Source organism: Diaphorobacter sp. JS3050 (assembly GCF_013154915.1).
Classification (GTDB): Bacteria; Pseudomonadota; Gammaproteobacteria; order Burkholderiales; family Burkholderiaceae_C; genus Diaphorobacter; species Diaphorobacter nitroreducens.
In genome coordinates this window covers 3,872,035-3,895,166 of record NZ_CP053553.1, presented here as the reverse complement: position 1 = coordinate 3,895,166, position 23,132 = coordinate 3,872,035, and the positions used below count along the sequence as shown (strand labels likewise).

Here is a 23,132-nt window from a genome sequence, read left to right as displayed (position 1 = left end):
AAATAGTTCTATCTATTTTTGAGACACCACACTAGGGCCTGTTCACACTATTTTTGCCAGTGCGAATGGCGTGAAAACCGCGCCAATCTAGGCGCGTGACGACGCCAAGGCCGGGGCCTTGGCTAGGAGGGCAACGACGCGTGGCGCGGTTTTCACTCCGTTCCCTCCGGGTTGCGATCAAAAAGGGCCATTCGCGGCGTTGCCAAGCCTCGCTGGGGTAGCACCCCAGCTTCGTTTGGCGCCTTGCGCCTGGCCCTTTTTGATCGCAACGCATCTGGCAAAAATAGTGTGAGCAGGCCCTAGCGCTTATCCATCAAGCGCTAACAGCTATGGTTTTAGAAGCAATCAATCGCTGCCCAGCCCGATAGGGTTGGGCTGGCGCTTTTCGGTGGTGTGGCGCAGCAGCGCGGCGGTGCGGAACACGCCGTGGGCGAACTTGCCGTAGGGCAGCGTGGCAAAGAGGGCCATCACCGCGCCCAGGTGCAGGCACAGCACCAGGGCCAGCGCGGGCGCGGCCGACGGGGTGATGCGCACCAGCCACAGCGCCAGGCCGCTGGCGGCCACCAGGAACAGCAGGGCGATGAAGCCCAGGTCCATGGGCTTTTGCGCGGCGTCGCCGTGTGCGGGGTGGCGCGTGCGGTTCAGGTACCACAGGCCGATCGTGCCCAGCACCAGCATCACGCCGCCCGCCACGCCCAGCAGTTTGGGAATGCTGGGTGCCTCGTAGGGCGCCGGCCAGCCGAAAACGTAGTGGTACACCGTGGCCAGCGAGGTCGCGGCAAAGCACAGCAGGAAGCCGTAGAACGTGAGGTGGTGCGCGCGGCGGCGCTTGAGGGTGTAGGCGTCGTCCTCGTTGTGGCAGCCGTCGCCATGGCCGCCGTCCAGGTACTTCAGGCGCAGCACGTCGTGCGCGGCCTCGGTGGCGGCGGGGGCGCTCACGTCGGCGCCGCTGGTGGCGGGCTTCACGTCCTTCCAGAAGCGGCGCACGCCCATGGACAAGGCCAACACCACGAACAGGAACACCGGCGCGAACAGGCCCACCAGCAGGTTGTGCGGGAACAGGCGGTAGAAGTTGCCGCCCAGGTCCGCGCCCCACAGCGCGCCGAGCCCGCCGCCCTGCAGCGCGGCGCCCAGCACCAGGAACAGCGTGAGCGCGGCCACGAGGGCCAGCGACAGCGTGAGGCCGTTGCGGCGGTACAGCCGGCCCAGCGCGGGCGGCCAGGCGTAGTCGGCGTAGGTCTGGCCGCGCACCTGGGCCATGGCCTGCGGGATGTTCACGGCGAATTCGTGCGGCGGCGCGTACTGGCAGGCGTGCAGGCAGGCGCCGCAGTTGTGGCACAGGTTGGCCAGGTAGTGCACGTCGGCCTGGGTGAAGTCCAGGCGGCGCGTCATGGCCGGGAACACGGCGCAAAAGCCCTCGCAGTAGCGGCAGGCGTTGCAGATCTGCATCTGCCGCGCCACCTCGGTCTCGGCGGCGCTCTGCGCCGGCGCGGGCACGATGGGAATCACGCGGGCGGGCCCGCCCTGGGCCAGGCCTATCGCTTCGTCGGTCAGGGATTTCAGGGTTTGCATGGTGTTCAGCCCTCGTCGTTCACCGCGCCGTGCGCGGCAGCCTGGCCCGCGGCGGCCAGCGCGGCGTTGCGCCCGGCGATGCGGCCGAAGGCCGTGCCGATCGACATGCCCACACCGGCGGTGTAGCCCTTGCCCAGCACGTTGCCTGCCATCATTTCGCCGGCCACAAACAGGTTGGGGCTGGGCACGTTGTTGAAGCGCACGGCGGCCGTGTCGTCGGTGTGCAGGCCGAGGTACGTGAAGGTGACGCCGGGCTTGAGCGCGTAGCCGTAGAACGGCGCGGTGTCGATGGGCCGCGCCCAGTGCGTCTTGGCGGGCGCCACGCCCTCGGTATGGCAGTCGTCCAGCGTGGTGTGGTCGAACTGGCCCACGCGGCAGGCGGCGTGGTAGGCGTTCAGCGTCTGCATGAAGGTCTCTGCGGGCAGGCCGAGCTTTTCGGCCAGCGCGGGCAGGCTGTCCGCCTTCACGCCGGGGAACACCGGCGGCATGAAGCGGCCGATGGCCTTGCTGTCGATGATGGAGTAGCCGATCTGCCCCGGCTGCTGCGCCACCAGGCGGCCCCAGATGGCATAGCGCTTGGGCCAGAAGTCTTCGCCCTCGTCGTAGAAGCGCTCGCCCTCGCGGTTGACCACCACGCCCAGCGACACGCAGTCGATGCGCGTGCAGATGCCGCCGTCGTACAGCGGCGCGCGTGCGTCGATGGCCACCATGTGCGCCTGCGTGGGGTCGCCGATGCGGTCGGCGCCGTGGTCGTCGAGCAGGTGCTTGAGCAGCACCCCCTTGTTGTAGGCCGTGCCACGGATCAGGAAGTTGTCGGCCGGCCACTCGCCGCGCGCGTTCTGGCCCCAGGCCTCGCGCAGCCATTCGCGGTTGGACTCGAAGCCGCCGGCGGCCAGCACGCAGCTCCTGGCGGTGATGCGCTGGCCCTGCACCCAGGCGGCCTGGAAGGTGCCGTTCTCGATCTCGATGCGCTCCACGGGCGATTCGTAGCGCACCTGCACGCCCAGCGCCTCGGCGCTGCGGTAGTAGGCATTCACCAGCGCCTTGCCGCCGCCCATGAAGAAGGCATTGGTGCGCGCCACGTGCAGCGTGCCGGCCAGCGCGGGCTGGAAGTGCACCCCGTGGCGGCGCATCCAGGGGCGGCAGGTGCTGGACGCGCGGATCACCAGGCGCGCCAGGTGCTCGTTGGTCTGGCCGCCGGTCACCTTCAGCAGGTCCTGCCAGTACTCCTCTTCAGGGTAGGCATCGACCAGCACGTCCTGCGGCGCGTCGTGCATGCAGCGCAGGTTGCGGGTGTGGGCGGAGTTGCCGCCGCGCCAGGCGCGCGGGGCCGATTCCAGCAGCAGCACGCGGCTGCCGGCCTCGCGGGCCATCAGCGCGGCGCACAGGGCGGCGTTGCCGCCGCCGATGACCAGGACATCGGTGTCCATCGGGGGAGATTGCATAGGTTTCGCTCGTGGGGGCGCGCCAGGCAGGGGCGAGGGGCGCAGCAGTCGAGCGTGGACTGTAGGCAGCGGCCCGCCAGCCGTGCAGCCGCGGGCGGGTATGGGGGTATCACGAACGGTGATGGCTGCGCGCCCGGGCGCGACGCCCGAAAGCAGCCGCTACGGGGCGGGAACCCCTGCCGGTGCCTGCGCCAGCAGTGAGGTGCCGATCCAGCGGCCCTCGGTGACCAGACCGCAGGCACAGTCCAGCAGCACCACGCGCGCAGCCAGTGCGGCGGGGGACAGCTCTTCGTCCGGCAGGCTGCACAGCAGGTTCACGCGCCGCGCGGGCGCGCCCGTGAGGCGCGCGCACTGAAAGCGCGTGGCCGCGTCCGGGTAGCGGCCCAGCGCCGCCCAGGGCTGCAGCGTGGAGCCCAGGCCGGCGTCCACGGCGGCCATCCACATGGCCAGCGAGTCCACTTCCAGCACCACATGCGGGGCGATGCCCGCGCTGGCAAAGGCCGTGTCCAGCGTGCTGCGCAGGCCGTGCGGGCCGGTGGGCAGGATCAGCGGCTCCTCGCGCAGCTCGGTGATCGCCACCTCGGCGGCCAGGCGCGGGGCGGCGGCGCCGCGCATCAGGAACAGGTCTTCTTCCAGCAGCGGCTGGATTTGCCAGCGCTGGGTGCGTCCGGCCAGTTGCGCCTGGTGCAGGCGCGAGTCGAACAGCACGGCCAGGTCCAGCTCGCGCGCATGCAGCATGGCCGAGAGGTGGCCCGACATGCCCTCCACCATGTGCAGCCGCACGTCGGGGTAGCGCTCGCGCATGGCCTGCATCAGCGGCAGCCCCAGCAGCGCCGAGGTGGTGGGCGCCAGGCCCACGGTGACGGTGCCCGACAGCCGCGCCTGCTGGGCGGCGCGCACGGCCTGCTCGGCATGGCGCAGCGTGAGCTGCGCCTCGCGGAAGAACGCGGCCCCGGCCTCGGTGGGGGCCACGCCGCGCGGCGTGCGGTGCAGCAGGCGCGTGGCCAGCTCGCCCTCCAGCCGCGTGATCTGCTGGCTCAGCGCGGACTGCACCAGGTTCAGGTCGAGCGCGGCGCGGCTCATGGAGCCCAGCTCCACCACCCGCACGAAATATCGCAATTGCCGCAGTTCCATCGTCTCCAACACCCGGTTGACCCCAGGCGCCGCCCGGCCGGGGGGGGCTGGGATAATCGCACACCTATGAAACATGCCCCCCACGCTCCCCACTTCGTGTGGTCGCTGCCCCCCAAGGGGGCCGCTTTTCATCCTGGGGCGGCCCGGCGATGAAAAAACACCGGGTCGTGGTGGGCCTGTCGGGGGGCGTGGACTCCGCCGTCACGGCGCACCTTCTCAAGCAGCAGGGCCACGAGGTGGTCGGCATCTTCATGAAGAACTGGGAAGATGACGACGACAGCGAGTTCTGCTCCAGCCGCCAGGACTTCCTGGACGCGGCCAGCGTGGCCGACGTGATCGGCATCGAGATCGAGCACGTCAACTTTGCCGCCGAGTACAAGGACCGGGTGTTCGCCGAGTTCCTGCGCGAATACCAGGCCGGCCGCACGCCCAACCCGGACGTGCTGTGCAACGCCGAGATCAAGTTCAAGGCCTTCCTGGACCACGCCATGCGCCTGGGCGCCGAGAAGATCGCCACCGGCCACTACGCGCGCGTGCGGCAGAACCCGGCCACGGGCCTGTTCGAACTGCTCAAGGGGCTGGACCCGTCCAAGGACCAGAGCTACTTTCTGCACCGCCTGAACCAGGCGCAGCTGTCCAAGACGCTGTTCCCCGTGGGCGAGCTGCACAAGACCGAGGTGCGCCGCATCGCTGCCGACATCGGCCTGCCCAACGCCAAGAAGAAGGACTCCACCGGCATCTGCTTCATCGGCGAGCGGCCATTCCGCGAGTTCCTCAACCGCTACATCCAGCATGCGCCCGGCCCCATCCTGGACGACCGCGGGCGCAAGCTGGGCCGCCACGTAGGCCTGTCGTTCTACACGCTGGGCCAGCGGCAGGGCTTGGGGATCGGCGGTGTCAAGGAAAAAGGCGCCGGGGCGAAAGCACCGTCTGGCCAGCCGGTGCGCGGCGCGGGCGACCATGCGCCCTGGTTCGTGGCCCGCAAGGAGCTGGAGACGAACACCCTGCGCGTGGTGCAGGGCCACGACCACCCGTGGCTGCTGTCGCACCGCCTGGATGCGCAGGACGCGAGCTGGATTGCCGGCCATCCGCCCGCTGCAGGCGCCTGCGCCGCCAAGACGCGCTACCGCCAGCAGGACGCCGCCTGCACGGTGCTGGCCGCACAGGGCGACGCCTTCAGCCTGCAGTTCCCCGAGGCGCAGTGGGCCGTGACGCCGGGCCAGTCGGCCGTGCTGTACGACGGTGAGGTGTGCCTGGGCGGTGGGGTGATTGCGGCCGTGAACGGCTGAAAGCCCGCCCAGGGGGGGGTAGGCGGCATCAGGGGATACCCGAATAGCCGGGATGCCGGACCTGAGTCCCTGCTATGGTGTGAAATTGCTTCAGCACCGGTCTCCGGTTTTTTCACGCTGCGTCGCGGGCGGGCTTTCTACAGTCTCGTCCGCGCCGCTCCAGCCGGTTGACCTCCGGTACTGGGCGTGCGAGGCATTTCTCCTTCCAAAACCGGGACAACAACAGGGGGCACAGGCTATGGTCTGGCAACAAATCTACGACCCACTGGGCAATATGGTCATCTCCACCGCACTGGCCGCGCTGCCGGTGGTGGTCATGCTCGCGGCCTTGGGCTTTTTCCACATCAAGGCGCATATCGCGGCAGGCATGGGCCTGATCACGGCGCTGCTCGTGGCGGTCTTCGTCTACGGCATGCCGGGCGACATGGCCGGGCGTGCGGCGCTGTTCGGTGGTTTCACCGGCCTGCTGCCCATCGGCTGGATCGTGCTGAACATCATCTTCCTGCACCAGCTCACCGAGCAGAACGGCAGCTTCGCCGTGCTGCAGGACTCGCTGTCGGGCATCACGGAAGACCGCCGCATCCAGCTCTTGCTGATCGCCTTTTGCTTCGGCGCGTTCTTTGAAGGCGCGGCCGGCTTCGGCACCCCCGTGGCGGTGACGGCCGCCATCCTGATCGGCCTGGGCTTCTCGCCGCTGGCGGCCTCGGGCCTGTCGCTGATCGCCAATACGGCGCCGGTGGCCTTTGGCGCCCTGGGCACGCCGGTGATCACGCTGGCCAAGGTGCACGGCTACGACCTGATGGAGGTGACGGCCATGATCGGCCGCCAGTTGCCCTTCTTCTCGCTGCTGGTGCCGTTCTGGCTGATCTGGGCCTTCGCCGGCCGCAAGGGCATGATGGAAATCTGGCCGGCCATCCTGGTGACGGGCGTGTCCTTCGCCATTCCGCAGTTCCTGGTGTCCAACTACATCGGGCCGGAACTGGTGGACATCATCGCCGCCATCGTCTCCATGGTCTGCCTGGTGGCCTTCCTGCGCGTGTGGAAGCCCAAGACGGTGTGGACATCGCCCTCGCTGCGCGGCCACGACCCCAGCGCCGCAGAGGCCAAGCCGCCGCAGCCGGTCAAGCGCCACAGCACGCAGGCGCTGGTGGCGGCCTGGACGCCCTGGGTGATCCTGTCGGTGTTCGTCTTCATCTGGGGCCTGCCCTCGGTCAAGGCTTGGCTCAATGGCATCTTCGCGCCGGCCTTCCCCATGGCCGGGCTGCACAACCTGATCGAGAAGGTGCCGCCCGTGGTGCCCACGCCGCACAAGGAGGCCGCTGTCTACACACTGAACCTGCTGTCGGCCACCGGCACGGGCATCCTGCTGTCGGCCGTGGTGAGCGCGCTGGTCATGAAGTACAACCCGGTGGCCATCGTCACCACGTTCTTCCGCACCTTCTGGCTGGTGCGCTACTCGCTGCTCACCATCGTGCTGATGCTGGCACTGGGCACGCTCACGCGCTATTCGGGCACCGACACCACGCTGGGCCTGGCTTTTGCCAATACCGGCGTGCTGTACCCGTTCTTCGGCACGCTCATGGGCTGGATCGGCGTGGCGCTCACGGGATCGGACACGGCCTCCAACGTGCTCTTCGGTGGCATGCAGAAGGTGGCAGCCGAGCAATTGGGCCTGTCGGCCAACCTGATGGGCGCGGCCAACAGCTCCGGTGGGGTGATGGGCAAGATGATCGACGCGCAGTCCATCGTCGTGGCCTCCACCGCCACCCGCTGGTTCGACCACGAGGGCGACATCCTGCGCTACGTGTTCTTCCACTCCATCGCGCTGGCCTGCCTGGTGGGCCTGTACGTGACGATGCAGGCCTATGTCTGGCCGTTCTCCCTCATGGTGGTGCACTGATTTGAGTGTTTTCGGGCTGCAGCGCTTGTCCATCCAGCGCGAGCAGCTATCACTGCAATAGCAAACGGGCGCCCTGGGGCGCCCGTTGTGCTTGGTGCGAGGCCGAATCAGAACGGAATGTCGTCGTCCATGTCGTCAAAGCCCGATGCGGCGCGCGGCGGCTGCGCCACGGGCGCGGGGGCGGGGCGGGCCGCGGGGGGGCGGGGCGCGGCGCGGGTGCGGCGCGGCGCGGGGCCTCGTAGCCGCCACCACCACCGCCGCCGTTGTCGCCGTAGCCGCTGTCGTCATAGCCGCCACCCTGTCCGCCGCCCATGCCCTGGCGGCTGCCCAGCATCTGCATGGTGTCGGCGCGGATTTCGGTGGTGTAGCGCTCCTGGCCGCTCTGGTCGGTCCATTTGCGCGTGCGCAGGCTGCCTTCCACGTAGACCTGGGAGCCCTTGCGCAGGTACTGGCCCACGATCTCGGCCAGGCGGCCGTTGAAGACCACGCTGTGCCATTCGGTGGCTTCCTTGTTCTCGCCGGTGTTCTTGTCGCGCCAGCGGTCCGTCGTGGCGATGCGCACATTGGCGACCTGGTCGCCGCTGGGGAAGGTGCGCATCTCGGGGTCGCGCCCCAGGTTGCCGACGATGATGACTTTGTTCACGGATGCCATGAAAAATCCTTGTGCTTAGCCCGGACGGCAGGGAAGGGTTCCGGGCCAGATGAGTCCAACAGGCGACCCCTGCGAGGCCGCAGGTGCGCAGCATAGCGGCTTGCACGCCGCCGGTGCGCCGGAGGGTGAAAAAATCAGTGGCCGCCGCCGCGTCCCACCGGTCGCAGTGGCCAGGTGATGAGCAACCACAGGGCCGTGAGCACGGCGGTGGCGGTGAACAATCCCGGCGCGCCCGCCCACTTCGCCAGCGCGCCGCCCAGCGCACCGCCCGCGAACAGGCCCAGCGACTGCAGCGTGTTGTAGGCGCCCAGCGCCGCGCCGCGCAGGTTGGCCGGCGCCATGCGCGACACCAGACTGGGCTGCGTGGCCTCCAGCGCGTTGAAGCCGCAGAAGAAGATGAACAGCAGCGCCGCCACCGGCATCAGCGATGGCGCAGCGCCTCCGGCCGCCAGCAGGCCAAAGCCCATCTGCACCACCAGCACCAGTCCAATGGCGACCAGCAGCGCCGCGCGCAGCCGTCCGCGCCGCTCCATGGCAAACAGCCCGCCCATGGCGACGAAGGACAGCACCACGGCCGGCAGGTACACCTGCCAGTGCGCGTCCTTGGGCAAGCCGGCCTGCACCAGCAGGGCCGGCACGGCCACCCACATGGCCATCTGCACCGTGTGCAGCACGAACACGCCCAGGTTCAGGCGCAGCAGGTCGGCATGGCGCCACACGTCGGCCAGGCGCCCGCGCGGCGCGTCGACATGCTGCACCGGCTCGGGCGGCACCATCCACAGCACCACGGCCACGCCGCCCAGCGCCAGCGCGCAGGTCAGGCCGAAGAGGCCGGCCAGGCCGATGTGCGTGGCCAGCAGCGGCGCCGCCACCAGGGCGATGGCGAACATCAGCCCGATGCTGGCGCCCACCAGTGCCATGGCCTTGGTGCGCACCGCGTCGCGTGTCTGGTCGGCCAGCAGCGCCGTGACGGCGGCGGACACCGCGCCCGCACCCTGCAGCGCGCGCCCCACCAGCAGCCCCATCACCGAATCGGCCAGCGCGGCGAGCAGGCTGCCCGCGGCGAAGACCAGCAGCCCCAGGACGATGACACGCTTGCGCCCGAAGCGGTCCGACGCCATGCCCAGCGGCAGCTGCAGCACCGCCTGCGTGAGCCCGTAGACCCCCATGGCCAGCCCCACCAGGGCCGGGTCGTCGCCGCCCGGGTACTTGCGGGCTTCGAGGGCAAAGACCGGCAGCACCAGGAACAGGCCCAGCATGCGCAGCGCGAAGATCAGCGCCAGGCTGACGCTGGCGCGGCGCTCCATCGGGGTCATGGCGGTGGAGGGCGGAGTGGGTGTGGTGGTGTCCGGCACGGGCGCGGGGGCAAGTCAAAGCGGTGATTCTCGCCCATGGCCGGGCCGCACGCGGCAGGGCGGGCCATCGCGGCGTGTGGCGAATTGGGCATGAAATCGCGGTCAGATGCAATACAGATGAGCGCAAACAGCTATTTTTTTAGGAGCATCTGCATGGCTTACCAGACTGACGCCCAGGGTGCTCCGGCCGCGGCTTCTGCGCGGGCGGGGTGGGTGACCTATCATCGTGCGTTTGCCTCCAGGCACGCGCGATGCCCACCTTCGAGCCACCCTCCGACGATCGCCACCCTTCGCCTGCCGATGCGGCCGGAGGGCGCCCACTGGCGCAGGTCCTGCGCGAGCAGCGCATCAGCATCCGCGGGGCGCGCACACACAACCTCAAGAACATCGACCTGGACATCCCGCGCAACCAGCTCGTGGTGATCACCGGGCTGTCGGGCTCGGGCAAGTCCAGCCTGGCGTTCGATACGCTGTATGCCGAAGGGCAGCGCCGCTATGTGGAGAGCCTGTCGGCCTATGCGCGGCAGTTCCTGGGGCGGCTGGACAAGCCCGATGTGGACCTGATCGAGGGTCTGTCGCCGGCCATTTCCATCGAGCAGAAGGCCACCAGCCACAATCCGCGCTCCACCGTGGGCACGGTGACCGAGATCCACGACTACCTGCGCCTGCTGTTCGCGCGCGCGGGCACGCCGTACTGCCCGGACCACGGCCTGCCGCTGTCGTCGCAGACCGTGAGCCAGATGGTGGATGCGGTGCTGGCCTTGCCCGAGGACACCAAGCTCATGCTGCTGGCGCCCGTGGCACGCCAGAAGAAGGGTGAATTCACCGAGCTGTTCATGCAGATGCAGGCGCTGGGCTACGTGCGCTTTCGCGTGGACGGGCAGATCTACGAGCACGAAAGCCTGCCGCAGCTCAAGAAGACCGAGAAGCACGACATCGACGTGGTGATCGACCGCTTGAAGGTGCGCCCCGACGCCCAGCAGCGCCTGGCCGAGAGCATCGAGGCCGCCCTGCGGGTGGGCGGGCACGAGGGCAACGGCCGGGTGCTGGCGCTGGAGATGGACTCGGGCCAGGAGCACCTGTTTTCCAGCAAGTTCGCCTGCCCGGTGTGCAGCTACTCGCTGCCTGAGCTGGAGCCACGCCTGTTCTCGTTCAACTCGCCCACGGGCGCCTGCCCCGCGTGCGACGGCCTGGGCCAGCAGGAGGTGTTCGACCCCGCGCGCGTGGTGGCTTTCCCGGCCATCAGCCTCGCCAGCGGCGCCATCAAGGGCTGGGACCGGCGCAACGGCTACTACTTCGCCATGCTGGAGAGCCTGGCGCGGCATTACGGCTTTGATGTGGAGACGCCCTTCGAGGAGCTGTCCGAACGCGTGCGCGAGGTCATCCTGCACGGTTCGGGCGAGGAAGAGATCGCCTTCAGCTACCTGCTGGACAGCGGCCCGAACAAGGGCAAGCCCATCGTCAAGAAGCACCCCTTCGAGGGCATCCTGCCCAACATGGCGCGGCGCTACCGCGACACGGACTCGGCCGTGGTGCGCGAAGACCTCGCGCGCTACCGCAGCGCCCAGCCCTGCCCCGAATGCCACGGCGCACGCCTGCGCCGCGAAGCGCGCCATGTGAAGGTGGGCGAGGGCGACGCCGCGCTGGGCATCTACGACGTGAGCCACCGCACGCTGGCGGACGCGCTGCAGTGGTTCGCGTCGCTGCAGCTGGCCGGCGCCAAGGCCGAGATCGCCGGCAAGATCGTGCGCGAGATCGCCGCGCGCCTCACCTTCCTGAACGACGTGGGCCTGTCCTACCTGAGCCTGGACCGCAGCGCCGAGACGCTCTCGGGCGGCGAGGCGCAGCGCATTCGCCTGGCCTCGCAGATCGGCAGCGGCCTGACCGGCGTGATGTATGTGCTGGACGAGCCCAGCATCGGCCTGCACCAGCGCGACAACGACCGGCTGATCGCCACCCTCACGCGGCTGCGCGACCTGGGCAACAGCGTGATCGTGGTGGAGCACGACGAGGACATGATCCGCGCCGCCGACCACTGCGTGGACATGGGGCCCGGCGCGGGCGTGCATGGCGGTCGCGTGATGGCGCAGGGCACCTACGACGAGCTGTGCGCCAACCCGCAATCGCTCACCGGGCAGTACCTGAGCGGCGCCAAGACCCTGCCGGTGCCTGCGCGGCGCACGCCCTGGCTGCCCGTGTTGCAACAGAGCGCCGCAGCGCCCGAACCCGACAAGAAGCCCAAGTCGCGCTTTCCCGAGACGGCTGCCAGCCTGCGCAAGAAGGAGCGCCTGGCCGAGCACCGCGCCACGCAGGGGCAATTGCAGGCGCTGCGCGTGGTGGGCGCCACGGGGCACAACCTGAAGGGCGTGAGCGTGCAGTTCCCGGTGGGGCTGTTCACCTGCGTGACGGGCGTGTCCGGCTCGGGCAAGAGCACGCTGGTCAACGACACGCTGCACAAGGCCGTGGCGCGCCAGCTCTACCGCGCGCACGACGAGCCCGAAGCGCATGAAACCATCGAGGGGCTGGAGTATTTCGACAAGGTCATCAACGTCGACCAGAGCCCCATCGGCCGCACGCCGCGCAGCAACCCGGCCACCTACACGGGCCTGTTCACGCCGATCCGCGAACTGATGGCCGAGACCACCACCGCCAAGGAGCGCGGCTACGGCCCCGGGCGCTTCTCCTTCAACGTGGCGCAGGGCTCGGGGGGCGGGCGCTGCGAGGCCTGCCAGGGCGACGGCGTGGTGAAGGTGGAAATGCACTTCCTGCCCGACGTGTACGTGCCCTGCGACGTGTGCCACGGCCAGCGCTACAACCGCGAGACGCTGGAGGTGCAGTGGAAGGGCAAGAACATCGCCCAGATCCTGGACCTGACGGTGGAGGACGCCCACGCCTTCTTCAAGGACGTGCCCACGATCGCGCGCAAGCTGCAGACGCTGCTGGACGTGGGCTTGTCTTATATCCGCCTGGGCCAGAGCGCCACCACGCTCTCGGGCGGCGAAGCGCAGCGCGTGAAGCTGGCGCAGGAACTCTCCAAGCGCGACACCGGCCGCACGCTCTACATCCTGGACGAGCCCACCACCGGCCTGCATTTCGCCGACATCGACCTGCTGCTCAAGGTACTGCTGCAGCTGCGCGACGCGGGCAACACCATCATCGTCATCGAGCACAACCTGGACGTCATCAAGACCGCCGACTGGGTCATCGACATGGGCCCCGAGGGCGGGGCCGGCGGCGGCACCGTGGTGGCCGAGGGCACGCCCGAGCAGGTGGCCCACAATGCGGCCAGCCACACGGGCCGCTACCTGGCGCCATACCTGTCTGCCGCCCAAAATCAGTAGTAACCCTGAGGTTTTGCGCCGCCGGCAGTTACAGTTGCGCGCCGCGGCGGAGTGTTTCACTACGTCAGCGCGGCTTTATGGCGAATGATTGGGCGCGGGCTCTGGAATCATCGCGCCACTTCGCTGGCCGGCGCTTGTCGGCACGGCAGCCCCCGGCCTCCGCGCCGGCTTCTCCTCCACCTTTTTTTGGCAGGACTTCGCGGCGCGCAGCGCGCCCCGCGGGCCTGGACGTTTCATGAACCTGCTAGACCCGACCGTCATCACCTTCGGCATCTACCTGCTGGCCATGCTGTTCATCGGCTGGCTGGGCTACCGCGCGACGACCGACCTCTCCGACTACATCCTGGGCGGGCGCAGCCTGGGCAGCTTCGTCACCGCGCTGTCGGCCGGCGCGTCCGACATGAGCGGCTGGCTGCTCATGGGCCTGCCCGGCGCGGTGTACCTGAGCGGGCTGAGCGAGGCGTGGATCGCCATCGGCCTGACCATCGGCGCGTACCTCAACTGGCGCCTCGTGGCCGCGCGGCTGCGCCTGTACACCGAGCGCACCAACAACGCCCTCACGCTGCCCGACTACCTGGCCTCGCGCTTCGAGGACGGCGCCAACGTGCTGCGCCTGGTGACCACGGCGGTGATCCTGGTGTTCTTCACCATCTACTGCGCCTCGGGCGTGGTGGCGGGTGCGCGCCTGTTCGAGAGCATGTTCGGCCTGCCCTACCAGACGGCCCTGTGGGTCGGGGCGCTGTGCACCATCGCCTATGTGTTCATCGGCGGCTTCCTGGCGGTGAGCTGGACGGACACCATCCAGGCCTCGCTGATGATCACCGCGCTGATCCTGGCGCCCGTGGTGGCCTACTTCGCCGTCACCGGCGAGCTGCAGGCCGGCCAGAGCCTCACCGAGATGATCGGTGCGCAGAAGCTCGACCTGATGCACAACGCCAGCGTGATCGGCGTGGTCTCGCTCATGGCCTGGGGCCTGGGCTACTTCGGCCAGCCGCACATCCTGGTGCGCTTCATGGCGGCGGATTCGGTGGCCTCCATCCCGCGCGCGCGCCGCATCGGCATGACCTGGATGGTGCTGTGTCTGGGCGGCGCGGTGGCTGTGGGCCTGGTCGGCATCCCGTACTTCGCGGTGCACACGCAGCAGGCCGCCGGCGTGCAGGCCAATGCCGAGACGGTGTTCATCGAGATCGCGCGCCAGCTCTTCAACCCCTGGATCGCCGGCCTGCTGCTGGCGGCCATTCTGGCGGCGGTGATGAGCACGCTGTCGTGCCAGCTGCTGGTGTGCTCCAGCGCGCTGACCGAGGACATCTACCGCGTGTTCCTGCGCAAGAACGCCACGCAGCGTGAGCTGGTGTGGGTGGGCCGGGCGATGGTGTTCGCCATCGCCGTGGTGGCGATCGTCATCGCGGGCAACCCCAACAGCCGCGTGCTGTCGATGGTGAGCTACGCCTGGGCGGGCTTCGGCGCGGCGTTCGGGCCGGTCATCCTGCTGTCGCTGTTCTGGCGCGGCATGACGCGCAACGGCGCGCTGGCCGGCATCGTGGTCGGTGCCGTGACGGTGGTGGTGTGGAAGCAGGGCGGCTGGCTGGGGCTGTACGAGATCGTGCCCGGCTTCGTTCTGGGCGCGCTGGCCGTGGTGCTGGTGAGCAAGCTGGGCAAGCAACCCTCACCCGCCATGCTGCAGCGCCACGACGCGGTGGACGCCGAGATGGCGCGTCTGCAAGCCTGAGGCGAATGCGGGTTTGAGGCAAAGTGGCCTCAAACCCTTTATGGATAAGCGCTAACAGCTATTAATTAGGTAGCGCCACGGCGTGCGGTCGTTCGCCCAGCTTGAACACCGCCACGCCTGCCACCAGCTCCTGCGCCTGGCTGCGCAGGCTGGCGGCGGCGGCGGCCATCTCTTCGACCAGCGCGGCGTTCTGCTGCGTGGTCTGGTCCATCTGGCTCACGGCCTCGCCCACCTGGGCCACGCCCAGCGACTGTTCGCGGCTGGCGTTGCTGATCTCGCCCATGATGTCGTTGACGCGGCGCACGGCGGTCACCACGTCTTCCATGGTCTTGCCGGCGCGCTCCACCAGCGCATTGCCGCGTTCCACGTCATGCACGCTGGCGGAGATCAGCTCCTTGATCTCGCGCGCAGCGCCCGCGCTGCGCTGCGCCAGGCTGCGCACCTCGCTGGCCACCACGGCAAAGCCGCGGCCCTGCTCGCCGGCGCGTGCGGCCTCCACGGCGGCGTTCAGCGCCAGGATGTTGGTCTGGAACGCGATGGAATCGATCACCCCGATGATGTCCGCGATCTTGCCGGACGAGCTGTGGATGCCGTGCATGGTCTGCACCACCTGCGCCACCACCTCGCCGCCCTGCGCGGCCACGCCGCTGGCGCTGGTGGCCAGCTCGCTGGCACGCGCGGCGCTGTCGGCGTTCTGGCGCACGGTCGCGGTCATCTGCTCCATCGATGCGGCGGTCTCTTCCAGGGCGCTGGCCTGGCTTTCGGTGCGGGCGGCCAGGTCGGTGTTGCCCTGCGCGATCTGCGCGCTGGCCGTGGCCACGCCCTCCGCGCCCTGGCGCACGCGGCCCACCACCTCGGTGAGCTGGCGGCGCATCTGCAACAGCGCGGCGATCAGGCGGCCCATTTCGTTGCTGCCGTGGGCGATGTCGCTGCCCGACAGGTCACCGCGCGCCACGGCGCGGGCCAGCTCCACGGCCTGCGCCACCGGCTGCGTGATGGAGCGCACGAAGACCAGCATCAGCACCGTGGCGCCCGCCAGCGTGCCCAGCAGCGCCAGCGCCTCCCACGCCAGCGTGGCGCGCAGGCGGTCGATGCGCGCCCGCAGGGCCTCGTCCACGCCCTGCATGGCCTGGGCGTTCAGTGCGTACAGCGCGTCGATGGTGCGGGTATAGGTGTCGAAATACTCCTGCGCGGGCAGCGTCAGCGTGTCGGCCTGCAGCAGGGCCTTGTCGGCCAGGGCCAGCGTGGCCGTGATTTGCGCGTCCAGCGTGCGCGCGGGCGCGCCCAGCGTGGCCGCAAAGGCAGGGCTCGCCTCGGTGGCGCGCGCCAGGTTGCGCAGCGTGTTGCCCTGCAGCTCCACCACGCGCTGGCGCAGCGACTGCAGCAGCCCCTTGGCCTCCAGCGGCAGCTCGCCGCCGCGGCCCAGGAAGCCCGCGCCCTGGGCGCGCATCACGCCCAGCTTCTCACCCAGCTGCGGCGCATGCACCAGCGAGGCCTGGATCAGCGCGTTGGTGGCGAAGTCGGGGTCCAGCTGCAGCTCGTAGCTGTGCAGCAGCTGCTCGCCGGTCTGCAGCAGCGACGTGATCAGCGCCGTGTGCTGCGCCGTGCTTTGCGCGGCGGGCAGCGAGCGTGCGGCCACGGCCGGCTCCAGCTGCTGCCAGGCCTGCTGGGCGCGCTGCCAGGCGTCGCGCTGGGCCGCGGGCACCTGCGCCGCGTCCAGGCGGGCGGTGGCCTCGGCGAAGGCTTTGTTCACCGCATCGCGCGCGGCCGGGCGCCGGGCGGCCAGGGTTTCGTCACCGCCCAGCATGCCGTTGGACAGGCCGCGGTGCACCTGCAGCCCCTGCACCACCTTGTGCAGCGCCAGCAGCGGCGGGGCGCCACGGGCCTCGTGGCGGGCGCGCGCCAGGTCGTCGAGCGCGCCGCTCACGAACAGCCAGGTGGGCACGGCGCTCATGAGGATGCCGGCGAGGCCCAGGATGAGGAATTTGTAAAGCAGCGGCAGGCGCTGAGAAAGCGAGGTCATAGCGGGAACCTTTCCTTGTCCGCGAGACCGCCTAGGGCCTGTTCACACTATTTTTGCCAGATGCGTTGCGATCAAAAAGGGCCAGGCGCAAGGCGCCAAACGAAGCTGGGGTGCTACCCCAGCGAGGCTTGGCAACGCCGCGAATGGCCCTTTTTGATCGCAACCCGGAGGGAACGGAGTGAAAACCGCGCCATTCGTCGTTGCCCTCCTAGCCAAGGCCCCGGCCTTGGCGTCGTCACGCGCCTAGATTGGCGCGGTTTTCACGCCATTCGCACTGGCAAAAATAGTGTGAACAGGCCCTAGAGGGCGGGCGAGACAAAGAGATGTCAAGGACGTGTAACGTAATGTTATTCGGCAAAAACCTGCCTGTCCTTGAACGAGTTCAGCTTTTTGGGCGCGCAGGGGCTCCATCCCGTCCCAGAGGTGTTGCGACGGGTTTGAGGGTGTTTTTGGCCCCTGGCCCAATAAATACGGGCGCTAGTAGCTATCAGTATGGAAGCGAAACCTGCGCATGCCCCAGACGCTGCCACGCGACCGGCCTGCCCTGCGCGGGGCGAAGCACCGGCCGCTGGCCGTGCCGCCTACAGCGGCCGCCGCGTGGCGAAGCGCACCACGGTCACGCCGGCGCGCGCCTGGCGGGTGCTGGGCATGACCAGCACGCAGTCGTCGTACGGCGTGGTGACGGGCTCGCCATCGTTGTCGCCGATGACGGTACCGGCCTGGGGGATCACCTCCAGGCCCGTGAAGGGCTGGGTGAAACGAAAGCGCTCGCTCCTGGCGACCACCGGGCCGGTGACCTCCAGTGCCCACTGGCGCGGCGCGTCGGGCAGGCGCCAGCCGGGCAGCCCACGTGCCAGGGTGGCGGAATCCACCACGCCGGCCGCTTGCAGGAAGCGCACGCACTGGTCCTGCGCCACGGCGCGGCTGGCCGGGTCGCCATGGAAGCCGCATTCGACGAGCAGCGAGCGCGTGTCGCCGCCCTCGGCATCGGGCTGGCCAAAGCGGCCATAGTCGCGCATGCGCGTGCCGTCCTTGTGGCCCGCGTCCACCACGATGTGCTCGGGCGCGGCCAGGGTGCGCGCGAGGTGCAGGTTGCGCGGCTGCATGCCGGTGAGCAGCAGCGGCGCGCAGGGCTCGTGCATGGAGTGCAGGTCCAGCAGCCAGTCGGCCTCGGCCACGAAGGGGCGCAGCGCGGCCGCGCGCCGGCGCTCCAGCGTGTCGCCGGCGTCCATGCGCGCATCCACCCACTGGCGGTTGAGGTCTTCGTCCACGAAGCGGGCGGCGTCGTGGTGGTGGGGGTCGAACCGGTCGAACGCGGCCAGATTGCACAGCGCCAGCGTGAGCGTGCCGCGCGCGGGGCGCAGGCCGGCTTCCAGCAGGCCCTTGAGCGCCCAGGCGCCGCACAGCTCGTTGCCATGCACGAGGGCGCTGATCATCACGTGGCGGCCCGGCGTGCCGGAGTCGAAGCGCCACACGCCCTCGGTGCCGGTGTTGCCGGCGCGCCAGGCGCCGAGGTCGGGCGCGGTCAAAGTGAAAGGCAGGGGAGCGCTCATCATTCTTCGATCTTGGCGAACTCGATGATCTTCTTGTACTTGGCGACCTCTGCGGCGAGGAATTTGTCCACGTCCAGGCTGGGGGATGCCACGGTGGAGCCCGCGGCTTCCATTCGCTTGCGGAAGTCCGGCGACTCCAGCGTCTCGTTGAGCGCCTTCTTGAGCCGCTCGGCCACGGGCTTGGGCAGGTGGGCGGGCGCCATGAGGGCGAACCAGGTGCCGATGTCCACGTTCTTGTACTGCGCCGATTCGGCCAGCGCCGGAATGTCGGGCGCGACGGTCGAGCGCTTGGCCTCGGTGGTGCCCAGGGCGATCACTTTGCCGCTCTTGATGTGCGGCAGGCCGCTGGAGAGCACGAACACGCCGAACTCCAGGTTGTTGCCCACCAGGTCGTTGGTGAGCGGCGCCACGCCGCGGTAGGGGATGTGCGTCATGAACAGCTGGCCCTGTTCCTTGATCATCTCGCCGGCCAGGTGCAGCGAGGTGCCCACGCCCGAGCTGCCATAGCTGAGCTTGCCGGGGTTCTTGCGCACGCGTTCGGTGAATTCGGCCAGGTTCTTCACGCCGGTGCCGGTGCTGGCCACCAGCACCAGGGGCTGCGAGGCCACGAGGCCGATGGCGGTGAAGTCCTTGATGTCGTACTTGACCTTCTTGGTCACCAGCTTGTTGATGGCGATCTCGTTGCTGGCGCCAACCAGCAGCGTGTAGCCGTCGGGCGCGCTGCTGGCCACCTTCTGCGCGCCAATGGCGCCGCCCGCGCCGCCCAGGTTCTCGATCACCACGGGCACGCCCAGGCGGTTGGACAGCTCCGCGCCCACGGCGCGGCCGGTCAGGTCGGTACTGCCGCCGGGCGGATAGCCCACGACGATGGTGATGGGCTTGCTGGGGTAGGCGGGCGCTTGCGCGAAAGCGGCAGGGCTGGCAGCGGCGAGCAGCGCGGCGCTGGCCAGCAGCGCGCGGCGCAACGGGGCGGGGATGCGGGAAGTGTGCATGGCGTTTTCCATAGGCAGGTCGAGGTGGGTGCCATTGTGGAAAGCGCACCGTGGCTGCGTCGTGCCGAAGTGGCACCAGGCCGTGCATTGTGGGCACGCGGCCCGCGGGTTTATCCGGGGATCACTGGCGCGCCAACGTGGCCCACAGCGCCTCGGCCCAGGGCGAGAGCCGGCGCTTGGGCCGGTACATGCGCACGTCGAAGCGCACCTGCATGCGCTCGTCGCCCGCGCGGGCCAACCGCCCCGACTGGCAGTCGGCATGCACCATGGACCAGGGCAGCCAGGCCACGCCCAGGCCGCGCAGCACGTACTCGTACTGCGCGTCGGCCGAGTCGCATTCCACCACGCGCGCCAGGCGAGGCGCCAGCGGGTCATGCGCCAGGCGGTCTTCCACCAGCCGGCCGAGCGCCAGCGTGTGCGAGTAGGCGAGGTAGGGCACCGCATCCGTGCCGCCAAAGTGGTGCAGCGGCGCACCGCCGGCGCGGGCGCGGGAGACGGGCACCAGGCGGTCGCTGGCGAGTGTGAGGTGGGTGAACTGCCGTGCGTCCAGGCGCACGGCGAGCGAGGTGTGGTGGTAGGCCAGGGTGAAGTCGGCCTCGCCACGCTCGATCATGGCCACGGACTCATCCAGCGCACAGGTGCGCACGCGCAGCTCGCCGCCCGCCAACACGGGCTGTATGCGGGCCAGCCAGTCGGCCACCACGGTGCGTGCCAGGGTACGGCCGGTGGCCAGGGTGACGGTGCGCGCCTGCCGCCCCGCGATGGCGCGCAACTCCTCGTGCGAATGGGCCAGGTTCTGCGCCATCTGCTGCGCGGTTTCCAGGAAGGCCTGCCCCGCGGGCGTAAGCCGCACGGGCCCGCCGCCGTCGCGCTCCGTGAGCGGCGTGCCGGCCCACGCCTCCAGCGCGCGGATGCGCCGCCCGAACGCGGGGTGCGTCACATGGCGCAGTTCCGCCGCGCGGGTGAAGCTGCGCTCATGCGCCAGGGCGATGAAGTCCTCCAGCCACTTGAGTTGCATGGCCGGAAAACGCTGGGCTAGGCGCGCGCGGCGTTGAGCGCGGCGCGCGTGGCCTGGGCCGCGTTGCGTGCGGCCGCGGCAAAGTCCGCACCGCCCGAGGCATAGAGCACGGCGCGCGAGGAGTTCACGATGATTGGCCCGTGGGCGCGCAGCCCGGCGCGCACCGTGGCGGCTGCGTCGCCGCCCTGCGCGCCCACGCCGGGGATCAACAGCGGCAGCGTGGGTGCCAGCGCACGCACGCGCTCTATTTCTTGTGGGTACGTGGCGCCCACCACCAGGCCGAGCTGGCCGTTCTTGTTCCAGGGGCCCTGCGCCTGGCGGGCCACGTGCTCGTACAGCAGCGGCTGGCCTTCGACGCTGGCCAGGCGCTGGGCCTGCAGGTCATCGCCACCAGGGTTGGAGGTGCGGCACAGCAGGAAAGCACCCTTGCCGTGGTAGGCCAGATAGGGCTCGATGGAGTCAAAGCCCATGAAGGGCGAGAGCGTCACGGCATCGGCGCCGTAGCGCTCGAAGGCCTCTTTGGCGTATTGCTCGGCCGTGGAGCCGATGTCGCCGCGCTTGGCGTCCAGGATCACGGGCACATGCGGGGCGTTGCAGCGCATGTGCTGCATCAGGCGCTCCAACTGGTCTTCGGCACGGTGCGCAGCGAAGTAGGCGATCTGCGGCTTGAAGGCGCACACCAGGTCGGCCGTGGCGTCCACGATGGCGGCGCAGAAGTCGTAGATCTTGTGCGCCTCGCCACGCACGGACTCGGGAAAGCGCGTGGGTTCGGGGTCCAGGCCCACGCACAGCAGGGAGTTGTTGCGCGTGGTGGCGTCGCGCAGCATGTCAAGAAAAGTCATGTCCGTGATTTTAGGCAACACCATGCCGGTGCCGTGCACCACGGCGTCCAGGTGTTTTCGCGGGCGGCTTCGGCAAGGACGGCGCCTGCCCGGCACAATCGCCGCCCATGCCTGCTCTTTCCCGCCGCCAGCTCGTCGTTCTTGCCCTGTTGACCCTGGTGTGGGGCCTCAACTGGCCGGTGATGAAGATGGGTGTGGCGCACTTTCCGCCGCTCACCTTTCGCATGGCGTCGCTGTGGCTGGGCCTGCCCATCCTGGCCGCGGTGATAGGGGTGCGCAAGCTGCCCTTCACTATTGCGCGCGCGCATTGGGGCCGCGTGGCGCTGCTGGCGCTGACCAACATGGTGCTCTGGCACGTGCTCATGATCCTGGCGATCCCGCAGCTGTCCAGCGGGCGCGCGGCCATCCTGGGCTACACCATGCCCATCTTCTCGGCCGTGCTGGGCGCGCTGGTGTTCGGCGACCGGCTGGCCGGGCGGGCGTGGATGGGTGTGGGCGCGGCGCTGGTGGGCGTGGTGCTGCTGCTGTGGCATGAGATCGGCGCGCTGGGCGGCAGGCCCCTGGGCGTGACGTTGATGCTGGTGTCTGCCGCGAGCTGGGCCATGGGCACGCAGCTGTTGCGGCGCCTGAGCGTGCCGGTGCCGCTGCTCACGCTGTCGTTCTGGATGGTGGCCATCACCTGCGTGGTACTCACCGTGTTGGCGGTGGCGTTCGAGCGCGAGCGCTGGGTGGCACCCGACGCCCAGGCCTGGGCCGCCATTTTGTACAACGGCCTGCTGGCGCTGGGCTTTGCGCAGACGGCGTGGTTCTTCCTGGTGCGCACGCTGCCGCCCGTGGCCTCCACGCTCAGCGTGATGATGATTCCGGTGCTGGGCGTGTTCAGCGGCGCGCTGTGGCTGGGTGAGGTGCTGCATTGGCAGGACTGGACCGCCGTGGGCCTGATGGCCGTGGCCATCGGCACCGTGCTGTGGCCGGCCCGCGCCGTGCAGGCGCAGGAGTTCAAGTAAAAAGAGCTGCTAGCGCTTATGCAATAAGCGCAAGCAGCTCTGATTTTTATAGCGTTCTGGGGCGGGATCAGCCTGCCGCGCGCTTTTGCAGTATTTCGATGGCCGGCAGGGTCTTGCCCTCCAGCACCTCCAGGAACGCGCCACCGCCGGTGGAGATGTAGCCCACGTCCTTCTCGATGCCGTACTTGGCAATCGCCGCCAGGGTGTCGCCGCCGCCGGCGATGCTGAAGGCGCTGGATTCGGCGATGGCCTGCGCGATGGCCTTGGTGCCGCCCGCGAACTGGTCGAATTCGAACACGCCCACGGGGCCGTTCCAGACGATGGTGCCCGCGGCCTTGAGCTGCGCGGCCAGTTGGGCCGCCGTCTCGGGGCCGATGTCCAGGATCAGGTCGTCCTCGGCCACTTCGCTGGCCTTCTTCACGGTGGCGGGTGCGTCGGCCGCGAAGGCCTTGGCGACCACCACGTCGGTGGGGATCGGCACCTCGGCGCCGCGCGCGGCCATGGCGGCGATCACGGCCTTGGCTTCGTTCACCAGGTCGGGCTCGGCCAGGCTCTTGCCGATGGGCAGGCCGGCCGCCAGCATGAAGGTGTTGGCAATGCCGCCGCCCACCACCAGGCCGTCCACGTTCTTGGACAGGCTTTGCAGGATGGTCAGCTTGGTCGAGACCTTGGAGCCGGCCACGATGGCGACCAGCGGGCGCTTCGGGTGGGCCAGCGCGGTCTGGATGGCGTCGATCTCGGCGGCCAGCAGCGGGCCGGCGCAGGCCACCTTCGCGTACTCGGCGATGCCGTAGGTCGTGCCCTCGGCGCGGTGGGCGGTGCCGAAGGCGTCGTTCACGTAGATGTCGCACAGCTGGGCCATCTTCTTCGCCAGCTCGGGGTCGTTTTTCTTCTCGCCCTTGTTCAAGCGGCAGTTTTCCAGCAGCACGACCTGGCCGGGCTGCACCTGCACACCGTCCACCCAGTCGGCCACCAGCGGCACCTCGCGGCCCAGCAGTTCGGACAGGCGCTGGGCCACCGGGGCCAGCGAATCCTCGGGCTTGAACTCGCCCTCGGTGGGGCGGCCCAGGTGGCTGGTCACCATCACGGCGGCGCCGGCTTCCAGCGCCATCTGGATGCAGGGCACGGAGGCACGGATGCGCGTGTCCTCGGTGATGCGGCCGGCGTCGTCTTGCGGCACGTTCAGGTCGGCACGGATGAACACGCGCTGGCCACGGGCCTGGCCCTGGGCGCAAAGGTCGGAAAAGCGAAGGATGTGCATGGGAACAGTGGGTGAGTGC

At 69.4% G+C, this 23,132-nt stretch carries 15 protein-coding genes and 1 pseudogene; 5 read left to right on the top strand and 11 right to left on the bottom strand.

The annotated features are described in order from the left end of the window. Positions 1-345: 345 nt before the first annotated feature. The 3 genes from tcuB to HND92_RS18480 form a co-directional block, all read right to left on the bottom strand. Positions 346-1,572 (bottom strand): tricarballylate utilization 4Fe-4S protein TcuB, encoded by a 1,227-nt coding sequence (gene tcuB, locus HND92_RS18490; protein WP_011807152.1) that lies wholly within the window; start codon positions 1,570-1,572, stop codon positions 346-348. A gap of 5 nt (positions 1,573-1,577) precedes the next feature. Next, the gene (gene tcuA / locus HND92_RS18485; protein ID WP_371814903.1) at positions 1,578-3,002 is read right to left on the bottom strand and encodes an FAD-dependent tricarballylate dehydrogenase TcuA; all 1,425 of its coding nucleotides are present in this window, start codon (positions 3,000-3,002) and stop codon (positions 1,578-1,580) included. A 174-nt stretch (positions 3,003-3,176) separates the two neighbouring features. Beyond that, a complete protein-coding gene (locus tag HND92_RS18480) occupies positions 3,177-4,151 on the bottom strand; it encodes a LysR substrate-binding domain-containing protein (protein ID WP_172208989.1) in 975 nt (324 codons plus the stop codon). A 149-nt stretch (positions 4,152-4,300) separates the two neighbouring features. Here HND92_RS18480 and mnmA point away from each other — a divergent pair, with 149 nt between their 5' ends. Beyond that, positions 4,301-5,440 (top strand): tRNA 2-thiouridine(34) synthase MnmA, encoded by a 1,140-nt coding sequence (gene mnmA, locus HND92_RS18475; RefSeq protein WP_172208987.1) that lies wholly within the window; start codon positions 4,301-4,303, stop codon positions 5,438-5,440. A 238-nt stretch (positions 5,441-5,678) separates the two neighbouring features. Further along, positions 5,679-7,340: an L-lactate permease gene (locus HND92_RS18470; protein WP_172208985.1), complete on the top strand. Its 1,662-nt coding sequence runs from the start codon at positions 5,679-5,681 to the stop codon at positions 7,338-7,340. A 107-nt stretch (positions 7,341-7,447) separates the two neighbouring features. Here HND92_RS18470 and ssb read toward each other — a convergent pair. Together ssb and HND92_RS18460 are read right to left on the bottom strand one after the other, a co-directional pair. Then, a pseudogene (ssb, locus tag HND92_RS18465) lies at positions 7,448-7,992 on the bottom strand (single-stranded DNA-binding protein). Between the two features lie 134 nt (positions 7,993-8,126). Next, complete coding sequence (locus tag HND92_RS18460; protein WP_172208983.1) at positions 8,127-9,308, bottom strand: MFS transporter; 1,182 nt, start codon at positions 9,306-9,308, stop codon at positions 8,127-8,129. A gap of 290 nt (positions 9,309-9,598) precedes the next feature. Between HND92_RS18460 and uvrA the strand changes: the two genes are divergently transcribed. Continuing rightward, positions 9,599-12,688, top strand: coding sequence for an excinuclease ABC subunit UvrA (gene uvrA / locus HND92_RS18455; protein WP_172208981.1), 3,090 nt, complete (start codon positions 9,599-9,601; stop codon positions 12,686-12,688). Positions 12,689-12,923: 235 nt separating this feature from the next. Continuing rightward, complete coding sequence (gene putP, locus HND92_RS18450) at positions 12,924-14,417, top strand: sodium/proline symporter PutP (RefSeq protein ID WP_011807144.1); 1,494 nt, start codon at positions 12,924-12,926, stop codon at positions 14,415-14,417. A 61-nt stretch (positions 14,418-14,478) separates the two neighbouring features. Here the strand turns inward: putP and HND92_RS18445 are convergent, their stop codons facing one another. The 5 genes from HND92_RS18445 to pyrF form a co-directional block, all read right to left on the bottom strand. Beyond that, positions 14,479-16,440: a methyl-accepting chemotaxis protein gene (locus HND92_RS18445; RefSeq protein WP_172208979.1), complete on the bottom strand. Its 1,962-nt coding sequence runs from the start codon at positions 16,438-16,440 to the stop codon at positions 14,479-14,481. A gap of 581 nt (positions 16,441-17,021) precedes the next feature. Then, positions 17,022-17,996, bottom strand: a complete 975-nt coding sequence (locus HND92_RS18440) for a succinylglutamate desuccinylase/aspartoacylase family protein (protein ID WP_011807142.1) — start codon at positions 17,994-17,996, stop codon at positions 17,022-17,024. After that, positions 17,993-18,985 carry a tripartite tricarboxylate transporter substrate binding protein gene (locus HND92_RS18435; RefSeq protein WP_253940072.1) on the bottom strand — a complete coding sequence of 331 codons (993 nt, stop codon included), beginning with the start codon at positions 18,983-18,985 and terminating at the stop codon, positions 17,993-17,995. Before HND92_RS18435 ends, HND92_RS18440 begins: the two co-directional genes overlap by 4 nt. 121 nt (positions 18,986-19,106) lie before the next feature. After that, complete coding sequence (locus HND92_RS18430) at positions 19,107-20,003, bottom strand: LysR family transcriptional regulator (RefSeq protein WP_088888065.1); 897 nt, start codon at positions 20,001-20,003, stop codon at positions 19,107-19,109. 17 nt (positions 20,004-20,020) lie between these two features. Further along, entirely contained in the window at positions 20,021-20,845 is an 825-nt protein-coding gene (gene pyrF / locus HND92_RS18425) for an orotidine-5'-phosphate decarboxylase (RefSeq protein ID WP_172208975.1), read from the bottom strand. Positions 20,846-20,952: 107 nt separating this feature from the next. Between pyrF and HND92_RS18420 the strand changes: the two genes are divergently transcribed. Further along, positions 20,953-21,852, top strand: coding sequence for a DMT family transporter (locus HND92_RS18420; RefSeq protein ID WP_172208973.1), 900 nt, complete (start codon positions 20,953-20,955; stop codon positions 21,850-21,852). Positions 21,853-21,919: 67 nt separating this feature from the next. Here the strand turns inward: HND92_RS18420 and HND92_RS18415 are convergent, their stop codons facing one another. Next, complete coding sequence (locus HND92_RS18415; protein WP_172208971.1) at positions 21,920-23,113, bottom strand: phosphoglycerate kinase; 1,194 nt, start codon at positions 23,111-23,113, stop codon at positions 21,920-21,922. Positions 23,114-23,132 lie beyond the last annotated feature (19 nt).

Excerpts from the sequence above, each read along its gene's own strand:
- uvrA (WP_172208981.1), top strand. The coding sequence starts at position 9,599 with ATGCCCACCTTCGAGCCACCCTCCGACGATCGCCACCCTTCGCCTGCC.
- HND92_RS18430 (WP_088888065.1), bottom strand. The coding sequence starts at position 20,003 with ATGCAACTCAAGTGGCTGGAGGACTTCATCGCCCTGGCGCATGAGCGC.
- HND92_RS18435 (WP_253940072.1), bottom strand. The coding sequence starts at position 18,985 with ATGCACACTTCCCGCATCCCCGCCCCGTTGCGCCGCGCGCTGCTGGCC.
- HND92_RS18470 (WP_172208985.1), top strand. The coding sequence starts at position 5,679 with ATGGTCTGGCAACAAATCTACGACCCACTGGGCAATATGGTCATCTCC.
- putP (WP_011807144.1), top strand. The coding sequence starts at position 12,924 with ATGAACCTGCTAGACCCGACCGTCATCACCTTCGGCATCTACCTGCTG.
- HND92_RS18460 (WP_172208983.1), bottom strand. The coding sequence starts at position 9,308 with ATGACCCCGATGGAGCGCCGCGCCAGCGTCAGCCTGGCGCTGATCTTC.
- HND92_RS18415 (WP_172208971.1), bottom strand. The coding sequence starts at position 23,113 with ATGCACATCCTTCGCTTTTCCGACCTTTGCGCCCAGGGCCAGGCCCGT.
- pyrF (WP_172208975.1), bottom strand. The coding sequence starts at position 20,845 with ATGACTTTTCTTGACATGCTGCGCGACGCCACCACGCGCAACAACTCC.
- HND92_RS18440 (WP_011807142.1), bottom strand. The coding sequence starts at position 17,996 with ATGATGAGCGCTCCCCTGCCTTTCACTTTGACCGCGCCCGACCTCGGC.
- HND92_RS18480 (WP_172208989.1), bottom strand. The coding sequence starts at position 4,151 with ATGGAACTGCGGCAATTGCGATATTTCGTGCGGGTGGTGGAGCTGGGC.
- mnmA (WP_172208987.1), top strand. The coding sequence starts at position 4,301 with ATGAAAAAACACCGGGTCGTGGTGGGCCTGTCGGGGGGCGTGGACTCC.
- HND92_RS18445 (WP_172208979.1), bottom strand. The coding sequence starts at position 16,440 with ATGACCTCGCTTTCTCAGCGCCTGCCGCTGCTTTACAAATTCCTCATC.
- HND92_RS18420 (WP_172208973.1), top strand. The coding sequence starts at position 20,953 with ATGCCTGCTCTTTCCCGCCGCCAGCTCGTCGTTCTTGCCCTGTTGACC.
- tcuB (WP_011807152.1), bottom strand. The coding sequence starts at position 1,572 with ATGCAAACCCTGAAATCCCTGACCGACGAAGCGATAGGCCTGGCCCAG.
- tcuA (WP_371814903.1), bottom strand. The coding sequence starts at position 3,002 with ATGGACACCGATGTCCTGGTCATCGGCGGCGGCAACGCCGCCCTGTGC.